The 10,810-nt window shown below is 69.8% G+C and carries 7 protein-coding genes and 1 riboswitch; of the genes, 4 read left to right on the top strand and 3 right to left on the bottom strand.

All coding sequences use genetic code 11. The annotated features are described in order from the left end of the window. Positions 1–900: 900 nt before the first annotated feature. On the bottom strand, positions 901–1,749 hold the full coding sequence (locus tag WH85_RS32910; RefSeq protein WP_245674195.1) for a C40 family peptidase: 849 nt from the start codon (positions 1,747–1,749) through the stop codon (positions 901–903). 6 nt (positions 1,750–1,755) lie between these two features. Continuing rightward, a riboswitch (cyclic di-AMP (ydaO/yuaA leader) is annotated at positions 1,756–1,879 on the bottom strand. 470 nt (positions 1,880–2,349) lie between these two features. Between WH85_RS32910 and WH85_RS32905 the strand changes: the two genes are divergently transcribed. From WH85_RS32905 to WH85_RS53850, 3 genes are read left to right on the top strand one after another with little or no spacing between them, the layout of a single operon-like run. Further along, positions 2,350–3,573: a MurT ligase domain-containing protein gene (locus WH85_RS32905; protein WP_045745981.1), complete on the top strand. Its 1,224-nt coding sequence runs from the start codon at positions 2,350–2,352 to the stop codon at positions 3,571–3,573. After that, positions 3,563–4,279, top strand: a complete 717-nt coding sequence (locus tag WH85_RS32900; RefSeq protein ID WP_045745968.1) for a type 1 glutamine amidotransferase — start codon at positions 3,563–3,565, stop codon at positions 4,277–4,279. The genes WH85_RS32905 and WH85_RS32900 overlap by 11 nt, the downstream gene beginning before the upstream one ends. A gap of 45 nt (positions 4,280–4,324) precedes the next feature. Further along, the gene (locus tag WH85_RS53850) at positions 4,325–5,128 is read left to right on the top strand and encodes a TVP38/TMEM64 family protein (RefSeq protein WP_083449431.1); all 804 of its coding nucleotides are present in this window, start codon (positions 4,325–4,327) and stop codon (positions 5,126–5,128) included. Between the two features lie 48 nt (positions 5,129–5,176). On the opposite strand, the gene WH85_RS32890 is transcribed toward WH85_RS53850, so the two are convergent. After that, positions 5,177–6,457, bottom strand: coding sequence for a winged helix DNA-binding domain-containing protein (locus WH85_RS32890; protein ID WP_045745979.1), 1,281 nt, complete (start codon positions 6,455–6,457; stop codon positions 5,177–5,179). A 76-nt stretch (positions 6,458–6,533) separates the two neighbouring features. Then, entirely contained in the window at positions 6,534–9,335 is a 2,802-nt protein-coding gene (gene leuS, locus WH85_RS32885) for a leucine--tRNA ligase (protein ID WP_211275521.1), read from the bottom strand. A gap of 434 nt (positions 9,336–9,769) precedes the next feature. Here leuS and WH85_RS32880 point away from each other — a divergent pair, with 434 nt between their 5' ends. After that, complete coding sequence (locus tag WH85_RS32880; RefSeq protein WP_045745967.1) at positions 9,770–10,810, top strand: AAA family ATPase; 1,041 nt, start codon at positions 9,770–9,772, stop codon at positions 10,808–10,810.

Raw genomic sequence — 10,810 nt, 5'->3', positions numbered from 1 at the left:
GCCCCGCCCCGCCCCGCAAGCCCACACCCCTGCGAGCCCACACGTCACCAAGGGCAACCCCGACCCTCCACCCGACCGAACCCAGCCGTCGCCCACGGCCGACTTGCGGGCGCCGAGGAGGCGTGGCTGACGGCCGGACCCGGTCAGCCGTCGCCCACGGCTGACTTGCGGGCTCAGCGAAGCCATCCGCGACGGCCGGGCTAGACATGTTTCGTCATCAGGGTCCGCGTGGTGAGTTCAGCCGCCCATCCCGCCCGTATTCACCACACCGCCACGGGCGTGGTGACTTCGGGCGTCCAGCGCGCCCGTAATCACCACACCGCCACGGGCGTGGTGATTTCAGGCGTCCAGCGCGCCCGTAATCACCACACCACCACGGGCGTGGTGATTTCAGGCGTCCAGCGCGCCCGAAGTCACCACGCGGATGGGCTTCGCACCCTGACCACGAAACGTGTCTAGATCAGCCGTCGGCCATGGCTGGCTTGCGACTTCACAACAACCACCCACGACGGCCAAGCCACCCGAGCCGCCACCCACGGCTCCCCAGCCGCCCCACAAGAACCACGACAACGGCCGAGCCCGCCCAGCCGTCGGCTACGACTAGGGTCTCGGTCTCGGACTCGGTCGCGGCCACGGCGTGAGGCGGGAAGCCGGGACGGTGCGGGACGGCGGGACGGCGGGACGGCGGGACGGCGCGGGACGGCGTACACCGTGAAAGCGGGCCCGGCCGACGCAGGCGGCGGCAGAAGGGCGGAAACGCGCGTGGGGCCGTGACCCCACCAGGTCACGGCCCCACAACGCGTACTTCACCACGGCCGGCACGCCACCACGCCGCCTGACCGGTTACACCTTACTTACTGCACCCGCTGCGCTACTGCGCCGAACGGGCACCGGGGAGCGTCATGCCACCAGTCGGCGTACGACGTAGTTGCTGCTCCAGATCTTGTGCTTGCCGACCCGGGCGCCCGAGTGCGGCGAGTCGTACATGTATCCGTTACCGGCGTAGATGCCGGCGTGGTACCCGTACGACCCGTTACGGAAGACGATCAGGTCGCCGACCTTCTTGTTGCTCTTGGCGACCTTCTTGCCGTAGTTCTGCTGGGAGTTCGCCTTGTGCGGCAGGGACTTGCCGGCCGCCTTCTTGTAGACGTACTTGGTGAACCCCGAGCAGTCGAAGCGCTTGGGCCCGGACGAGCCGTACTTGTACAGCGCGCCCTTGTGCTTCTTCGCCTCAGCGAGGATCTTCGCGCCGCTCGCCTTGACCGTGATCTTCACCTTGGCGGTGGAGACCTGGTTGTAGCCCGTACCCGTGAAGATCGTCCGCACGTACGCCGTGGTCTTCGGCTTCGCGGAGAGGGTGACCGCACCGCTGCTGCTGGTCTTCGTGGCCAGTGTCTTCCACTTGCCACTGGACAGGGTCTGCAGACGGACGGTGCCCTTGGCGACCTTGCCGGTCTTGGGGTCGATCACCTTGGCGGTGACCTTGACTGCGGATCCCCACTTGATGCTCTTGCTGGCCGCCTTGGCGGTCAGCTTGGGCGTGACCTTCGCGGTGGCCACCGTGGTGGTCGCCGCGACCGGAGTGACCGTGGTCGGTGCGACCTCGGTCGTCGTCGCTGCCGCTGAAGCGGCCGACCCGGCCATGAGCTGGCCGGCGGAGAGGCAGAGGCCCAGGGACAGTGCGGCAGTGCCGGAACCGACGACGGTACGACGACGGGCCTGGCGGTGACGCGCTCTGTATTCGTGCACGGTAGAGATATCCCTCCGGCACGCCTGCGAGGTTAGCTGTCGGGTTCGGGCGGGAAGGTTGCCCGGCCGCACAAGGCGGCTTCACCCCAAGGTCTTCCCCGCTCGCCGCCGGATGTGGCGGTGACGCGGAGGACCGGTATTGGTTCCCCCGTCCCCGCCCCCGAATGCCTTGTTCGTGTCATGCAGTGGTTCCTCTGTCGCACCGACCGACCCGGGGCAGGGCTCGGCGTGAACCGGTTCGGTACGACCGGCGAGCGGTTGCCCCCGGCCACACCTTGGTACCCGAACAACTCCATGATCGTCAGCACCAGTTCCGCCACTCTCCGTGACGTCGAAAGTGGTCACTGTCCATTTTGTTACCGCCACGAGACAAATGCCGCTACCTCAAGTGAGCAGTTCAGTACGATCCGTATAAATCAATGGGTGAACCAGAACACATAAAAACCGAGACCGTCACCCGTTCGAAACACCGAATTGCCCCGACCGGCGGAAATGCCTCCGCCCGTTCAGCCGACCCCCCGACACCCGTTGATCGAGCCGTTCCGGCCACGCGACGTAACAACGGCTTCCGGTACCCTCGCTGGCGTGACGGACGGGAAATTGCCACTCATCGCCAAGGTCGCGACCACCGCGTCGAAGACCGCGGCCGCGCTCTCCAGAGCCGCGGGACGCGGCGACGGCTCGGTGATCGGCGGCTGGATCGGCCTCAAGATCGACCCTGACCTGCTGGCCCACCTCTCGTCCGGCCGGGCCGTGGCGCTGGTCTCCGGGACGAACGGGAAGACCACCACCACCCGCTTCACCGCGGCCGCCATCGGCGTGCTCGGACGGGTGGCCACGAACTCGTACGGCGCCAACATGCCGACCGGCCACACCTCGGCGCTGGCGAAGGAGGGCCACACCCCGTTCGCCGTGCTCGAGGTGGACGAGCACTACATGGCCCAGGTCATCGAGGCCACCCGCCCCCGGGTGGTGGCGTTGCTGAACCTCTCCCGCGACCAGCTCGACCGGGCGAAGGAGGTGGCGATGATGGCGCAGATGTGGAAGACCACCCTGGGCCAGCACCCCGACATCCGGGTGGTCGCCAACTCCGACGACCCGATGGTGGTCTGGTCCGCGAGCAGCAGCCCCCAGGTGACCTGGTTCAGCGCCGGCCAGCGCTGGCAGGACGACTCGTTCGTCTGCCCGGAGAGCGGCCACCCGATCGAGCGCTCCGGCGGCGACTGGTGGTGCACCGGCTGCCCGCTGCGCCGGCCGAAGCCGCAGTGGTCGGTCGAGGACGAGGGCGTCATCGACCCGCGCGGCGACTGGCACCTGGTCAAGCTGCAGCTGCCCGGCCGGGTCAACATCGGCAACGCGGCCACCGCGCTCGCCGTCGCCGCCGAATTCGGGGTCCGCCCGATAGAGGCACTCCCCCGGCTCGCCCGGGTGACCTCCATCGCCGGCCGGTACGCTCAGGTCGAGCGGGACGGCCGCAACATCCGCCTGCTCCTGGCGAAGAACCCGGCCAGCTGGCTGGAGGCCTTCGACATGGCCGAGCAGGCGCCCACGCTGCTCTCCATCAACGCCCGCGACCCCGACGGCATGGACACGTCGTGGCTCTACGACGTCGACTTCTCGCCGCTGCGCGACGGCCGTCCGGTGCTGATCACCGGTGACCGTGCTTACGACCTGGCCGTCCGGCTGCAGGTGAACCAGGTGCCGTTCCGGCACGTACAGAGTTTCGACGAGGCGCTGGCGAGTGTTCCGCCCGGCCGCCTCGAAGTGATCGCCAACTACACGGCGTTCCAGGACATCCGAGCGGAGTTGGACCGTGTCAACTGAGTCCCTGCGGATCGTGTGGATCTACCCCGATCTGCTCTCGACCTACGGCGACCGGGGCAACCTGCTGATCCTGGCGCACCGGGCGGCCGCCCGTGGCATCCCGGTGGAGACCTACGAGGTCCGCTCCGACCAGCAGATGCCGACCACGGCCGACGTCTACCTGATCGGTGGCGGCGAGGACGGACCGCAGGCCGCGGCCGCCCAGCGCCTGATCACCGACGGCGGCCTGCACCGGGCCGTCAACCAGGGCGCGGCCGTCCTGGCGATCTGCGCCGGGTACCAGCTGTTCGGGCACTCCTTCTTCGCGAAGGGGCAGAAGTGCGCCGGTCTGGGCCTGCTCGACCTGTACTCGGACCGGGGACCGACCCGCGCCGTCGGCGAACTGCGCGGTGACATCGACCCGCGGCTCGGACTGCCCGCGCTGACCGGCTTCGAGAACCACGGCGGGCGTACCCATCTGGGGCCGAACGCGACACCCCTGGCCAAGGTCACCGCCGGCATCGGCAACGGCGACCAGACCGAGGGCGCCTGGGCCGGCAAGATCCTCGGCACGTACTCGCACGGTCCGGCGCTGGCTCGCAACCCAGCTATAGCCGATCTGCTCCTGCGCTGGTCCACCGGCGCGGATAGGCTTGCGCCCCTCGACGATGCTTGGGCCGAACGGCTCAGGGGGGAGAGGCTCGCCGCCGCGGCGAGCCCGGCCTGACAGACGGATCCTGGACCGACGATGAAGTGGGGACGGTAAGCCTGTATGACCGACATCCTGATCGCCCAGCGGGGCGCCGGTGTGGCCGCGGACTCTTCGGCGGCTCCGGCCGCCCCGCAGGTCACCAGCATCGCCGCGGACCCTCAGGCCAGCCCGGTCGCCGCGCAGGCTGCCCCGATGAGCTGGAAGCGCCGGGCGCTCCGCTTCACCACGCTGGGCGTCGTGGTGGGTGGCCTCGCGGCCGCCGCCGCGATGCTCCCGCTCCGCGAGATCGGTGACAACGTCGACCGCCTGGGCATGGGCGCCCCGGCGGCCGTCGCGGTGGTGGGCGGCCTGCTCCTGTCGGTCCTGGTCCCCCGCACGGCGATCACGCTGCTCTGCGGCCTGCTCCTGGGCGCCGCGACCGGCGCGATCGCCGCCATGGCCGCCGCGATCATCGCCGCGACCGCCACCTACTACGCGGGCCGCTGGGCCGGCCGGGGCGCGCTCAAGGCACACGCCGGCAGCAGACTGGACCGCCTGGACGGCTGGCTGAACAACCGGGGCCTCTCCGCTGTGCTCCTGGTCCGTTTCCTGCCGCTGGCTCCGTTCGGTCTTGTCGGGTACGCCTACGGCACCACCAGCGTCTGCCGCAAGCGTTACCTCCTGGGCACCACGATCGCCGCGATCCCGTCCACGGTCACCTACGCCGTGATCGGCGCCGCGGCCGCCCGCCCGGGCGACATGTCCGCCGCCACCCTGGCGCCCGCGGCCATCAGCTTCGCCCTCTCCACCGCCATCGTCCTGCGCTGGCGCTACACCTCCCGCCGCGCCGCCGCCACCCCGGTCGTGGCCACCGCGGCAGCCTGACAAACCCTCGAAGATCCGGATCGGCCCCGCGCCGGTCCGGATCTTCTTTCATGGGTACGCGGGAAGCAGGCGAACCTCGGCGGCGGGCAGCGGCTTGGACCACCAGTGGGCGTAACGGCTGTAGACCAGCGGCTCCCGGGCCGTCAGGAAAGCCGACAGGGACGCAGCCTCCGCGGCCAGAGCGTCCCAGACCCGGCGGGACAGGGGATGGAAGGCCGTCGCCTCGATGCCGCCGGGAACCGCGCGCCAGACGCCCGCCACGTAGCCGTCGACGAGCAGGGTGGGCAGGACGTCGCCGTTCATCCGGATCACCAGTCGGCGGTAGCCGGGCGGGATCACCCGGGACCGGTCCGCATAGGCCAGCAGGATGCTGTCCCACATCGGCAGGAGCCGGGGCGGGGCGGGCGCGTCCTCCGGGGGTAGCGGGGCGCCCGGCACGTCATACAGCCGATTGCCGGGCAGATGACTGAGCTGATCGCCCAGGGCGAGCACCGCGGCGCGCAGGTCCGCGGCCGGGATCAGGGTGAACTGGCGGATGTCGGCAATGGTCGCCGGACCGAAAGCGGTCAGGTAGCGCAACACCAACCGCTGGATCGCCTCGTCGCGGGACGGCTCCGCAGACAGGCCCGAGCCGGGAACGGCCCGGGACGACTCCACCGACAGGACCGGATCAGGGGCGACGCGGGACGACTCCAGCGACAAGGCCGGAACGGGAGCGACGCGGGACGACTCCAGCGACGAGGCCGGAACGGGAGCGGCGTGGAAGGCCGACCCCGGAACGGGAGCGGCGTGGAAGGCCCGGGAGGCGAAGGACCACGGGCCGCCGGTCGGCGTGTGGTGCAGGGCCGCGAACGTGCGCAACGCCCACCACGCCCCGGGGCGCTCGCCGCCGAGACGGGCGGCGAGCATGGCCTCGATCTCCGCCGGGGTGCGCGACCGGGCGGCGAAGTCGATCAGCTCGGGCAGCAGGGCGTCCGCGTCGGCGACGGTGAGGCCGCTGCGGGTGAATCGGGTGTCGCCGAGACGGGCGCCGCGCAGCACCGGCAGGACGGCCCGGTGCAAGAGCGGATGGTCGTCGGCGTGGACGGCGTGCAGGGTGATCCGCAGAAGGGTGGCCTTCACGAGCGTACCGGAGAGAAAAGCCTCGTCGAGGGAGTCGCCGTCGAAGCCCGCCACCCTGTTCCAGATCGCGAGGTAGGGCGTGGCAGGCGCCTGCGCCTGCAGCCCGACGAGCCGGCGCACCGCCTCCGGGGCCGGAATCCGCGCACGCTCCAGCAGCATCTGCCGGGCCAGGGTCGCCCGGTTCAGCCCCCGCTCACTGATCGACACCCGCACATCCAAGCACCGGCCCCTGACAGAAACAGCCCGCCGCGAGGGTACGCGACGGGCTGTTTCGTGACGTTCGTCAGATGACGACACTCACCAGTCGTCCCGGGACGACGATGACCTTCTTGGGGGTACGGTCGGCGATCACCTCGGCGACCGCGGCCAGGGCCTGCTCGCGGACCTCGGCCTCCGGAGTGTCCGGGGAGACCTCGACGCGGCCGCGGACCTTGCCGTTGACCTGTACCGGGTACGTGATGGCGTCGGCCACCAGCTGCGCCGGGTCGGCGACCGGGAAGTCGGCGTAGGCCAGCGTGCCCTCGTGGCCCAGCTTGCCCCACAGCTCCTCGGCCATGTGCGGCGCGAACGGCGACATCATCAGGACCAGCGGCTCGATCGCCTCGCGCGACACCGTGGACAGCGGGGTCAGCGTGTTGGTCAGCTCGATCAGCTTGGCGATCGCGGTGTTGAAGCGCAGCTCGTCCATGTCCTCACGGACACCGGCGATGACCTTGTGCAGGACCTTGCGGCTCTTCGGGTCCAGCGGTTCGTCGGTGACGCGGACGCCGCCGGTCTCCTCGTCGACCACCAGACGCCAGGCGCGCTGCAGGAAGCGCTGCGAGCCGACGACGGCACGGGTCTCCCAGGGGCGGGAGACGTCCAGCGGGCCCATCGCCATCTCGTACACCCGGAACGTGTCGGCGCCGTACTGCTCGCACATGTCGTCCGGGGTGACGACGTTCTTCAGGCCCTTGCCCATCTTGCCGTACTCGCGGTAGACCTCCTGGTCGCCCACGAACCACTTGCCGTCGCGCTCGACGGCCTCGTCGGCGGGAACGATCATGCCGCGGGCGTCGCGGAACGCGTACGCCTGAATGTAGCCCTGGTTGAACAGCTTCTTGAACGGCTCGAACGACGAGACGTGGCCCAGGTCGAACAGCACCTTGTGCCAGAAGCGGGAGTACAGCAGGTGCAGCACGGCGTGTTCGACGCCGCCGACGTACAGGTCGACGCCGCCGGGGTCGCCCTCGGAACGCGGGCCCATCCAGTACGCCTCGTTGTCCGGGTCGACCAGGGCCTTGTCGTTCTTCGGGTCCAGGTAGCGCAGCTCGTACCAGCAGGAACCGGCCCACTGCGGCATGGTGTTGGTCTCGCGGGTGTAGGTCTTCAGGCCGTCGCCCAGGTCCAGCTCGACCTGCACCCAGTCCTTCTTGCGGGACAGCGGGGTCTCCGGCTCGGTGTCCGCGTCGTCCGGGTCGAAGGTGCGCGGCGAGAAGTCGTCGGTGTCCGGCAGGACGACCGGCAGCATCGACTCGGGCAGCGCGATCGGCAGTCCGGTCTCGTCGTAGACGATCGGGAACGGCTCGCCCCAGTAGCGCTGCCGGCTGAACAGCCAGTCCCGCAGGCGGTAGGTGGTCGCGCCGGTGCCCTTGCCGTTCTCCTCCAGCCACGTGATCATGGCGGCCTTGGCCTCGGCGACGCCCTTGCCGTCCAGCCAGTCGCTGTTGATCGCCACACCGTCGCCGGTGAAAGCCCCTTCAAAACCTTCGGGAGCCTGCACGGTACGGATGATCGGCAGCTCGAAGACCTCGGCGAACGCCCAGTCGCGTTCGTCCTGTGCGGGCACCGCCATGATCGCACCGGTGCCGTATCCGGCCAGTACGTAGTCGGCGATGAAGACCGGGACGTCCGCGCCGTTGACCGGGTTGGTCGCGTAGGCGCCGGTGAAGACGCCGGTCTTGACCTTGCCGTCGGCGGTCCGCTCCTCCTCGGTCTTGGCAGCGGCGGCCGCCCGGTATGCCGCGACGGCCTCCGCCGGGGTGCCGGCACCGCCGGTCCACACGTCCTTGGTGCCGGCCGGCCAAGCCTGGGGAACGATCCGGTCGACCAGATCGTGCTCGGGCGCCAGGACCATGTAGGTGGCACCGAACAGGGTGTCCGGACGAGTCGTGAATACCGTGATTTTGTCCGATTCAGTGGAAAAATCAACGTGCGCTCCACGGGAGCGGCCGATCCAGTTGCGCTGCATCAGCTTGACCGGCTCCGGCCAGTCCAGGCTGTCCAGGTCCTCGACCAGGCGGTCACCGTACGCGGTGATGCGCATCATCCACTGCTTCAGACTGCGCTGGAAGACCGGGAAGTTGCCGCGCTCGCTGCGGCCCTCCGGCGTGACCTCCTCGTTGGCCAGCACGGTGCCCAGCCCGGGGCACCAGTTGACCGGGGCTTCGGACACGTACGCCAGGCGGTATCCGTCGATGATCCTGCGACGCTCGGTGGCGGACGCGGCGGCCCACTCCGGCCCGCGCTCGCCGGACTCGAAGGAGGCGATCAGCTCGCTGATCGGCCGGGCCTTCTGCACCGAGGGGTCGAACCAGGAGTTGAAGACCTGCAGGAAAATCCACTGGGTCCAGCGGTAGTAGTCCGGGTCGGTGGTCGAGAACGACCGCCGCTCGTCGTATGCCAGGCCCAGCCGACGCAGCTGCTGCCGGTAGCGGTCGACGTTCGCGGCGGTGGTGACCGCCGGGTGGGTACCCGTCTGCACCGCGTACTGCTCGGCGGGCAGGCCGAAAGCGTCGAAGCCCATCGGGTGCAGCACGTTGTAGCCGGTCATCCGCTTGTAGCGGGTGTAGCTGTCGGTGCCGATGTAGCCCAGCGGGTGGCCGACGTGCAGGCCTGCGCCGGACGGGTACGGGAACATGTCCTGCACGTGCAGCTTGGGCGCGCCGGCGCGCGGGTGCGTGGGGTCGGCCAGGTCACCGGCCGGGTTGGGCGCGTGGAACGTCCCGTTCTCGGCCCAGAACGCCTGCCAGCGCAGCTCGATATCACCGGCCAGCGCAGCCGTGTAGCGGAACGGCGGGGTCTCGGTGTCGCTCATCTTCACCATCTCGTCTAAGTCATCCGGGCTGGGGTCGACGCGCTCCGGGGCATAAAAAAGCCCCTCACGCAGGAGGGGTCGCCGTGCCTGATCCGATCCTCAGGAACCGGTATCGGATCAGCACGGCCGCCTAAGAAGCAGAACGGACCGAGCCATGGCATGGATGATACCCGCCGCCCGTCACGGACGGCGACCGGTATACGGGGCGGGTGAAATGGTCACTGCTGTCCACAGCCGACCCCTTCCGTCCGTCTTACCGGTGTGAGCTGCGGTGTTCCCGCTTGCGATCAGGGCTTTCGGTGATGTGTACGGACGGGGCTAACCTGTGGGGACGGGCGGCGAGCGCCGGAGGCCCACGGACCGCTGGGCGCCCGCAACCTTCGATGCCCCCTGACGGTGGGTGACCGTCGGATCACCGGGGCAAAACGACTTGGAGGAGGCCCGTGACAACGCCGACCTGGGGTGAGCCGGCAGGACCGCTGACGCTTGCCGAGTTCCGCACCGCGACGCAAGCCATCATGGCCAACATCGAGCAGGTCATCGAGGGCAAGAGTGCCACGGTCCGGCTGGCCGTCGCGGTGCTGCTCGCCGAGGGACACCTGCTGATCGAGGACGTTCCGGGGGTGGGCAAGACCAAGCTCGCCAAGGCCCTCGCACGCTCGATCGACTGTTCCGTGCGGCGCATCCAGTTCACGCCCGACCTGCTGCCCAGCGACGTGACCGGGGTCAGCGTCTACAACCAGGAGACGCGCGACTTCGAGTTCAAGCCGGGCGCGGTCTTCGCCAACCTGGTCGTCGGCGACGAGATCAACCGGGCCTCGCCGAAGACGCAGTCCGCGCTGTTGGAGTGCATGGAGGAGCGGCAGGTCACCGTCGACGGCACGACCTATGAACTGCAGGCGCCGTTCATGGTGGTCGCCACGCAGAACCCGATCGAGATGGAGGGGACCTACCCGCTGCCGGAGGCGCAGCGGGACCGGTTCACCGCCCGGATCGCGATGGGCTACCCCGACCCCCGTGCCGAACTGGCGATGCTGACGACACACGGTGACCACGACCCCCTCAACGACGTACGCCCGGTGGCGGACGCTCCGCTGGTGCGGCGGCTGATCGCCACCGCCCGGGACGTGCACGCCGCCGAAGCCGTCCAGCAGTACGCGATCGCCCTGGTCACCGCGACCCGGGAGGCACCGGAGATCCGCCTCGGCGCGTCCCCGCGGTCCACCCTGCAGCTGCTGCGCACCGCCAAGGCGGTGGCCGCGCTGGAAGGCCGCGACTACGTGCTCCCGGACGACCTGCAGGCGCTCGCCGTGCCGGTGCTGGCCCACCGGATCATCCCGACCGCGGACGCCCAGCTGAACCGGCGCACCACGGACGCGATCGTGTCCGAGATCGTGCACCGGCTGCCGTTGCCGCACGACCGGTCCCGCAACCCGTACGACACCAGGAACGGCGGCACGCCGTACGAGTCCCGGGGGCGGTGA

It is taken from the genome of Actinoplanes rectilineatus, assembly GCF_000962825.1.
In the GTDB taxonomy this organism is placed as follows: domain Bacteria; phylum Actinomycetota; class Actinomycetes; order Mycobacteriales; family Micromonosporaceae; genus Actinoplanes; species Actinoplanes rectilineatus.
This window is presented reverse-complemented; position numbering and strand designations above follow the sequence as displayed.

Coding starts and splice junctions, on each gene's coding strand:
- WH85_RS53850 (WP_083449431.1), top strand. CDS start 4,325: ATGACCGACATCCTGATCGCCCAGCGGGGCGCCGGTGTGGCCGCGGAC.
- leuS (WP_211275521.1), bottom strand. CDS start 9,335: ATGGTGAAGATGAGCGACACCGAGACCCCGCCGTTCCGCTACACGGCT.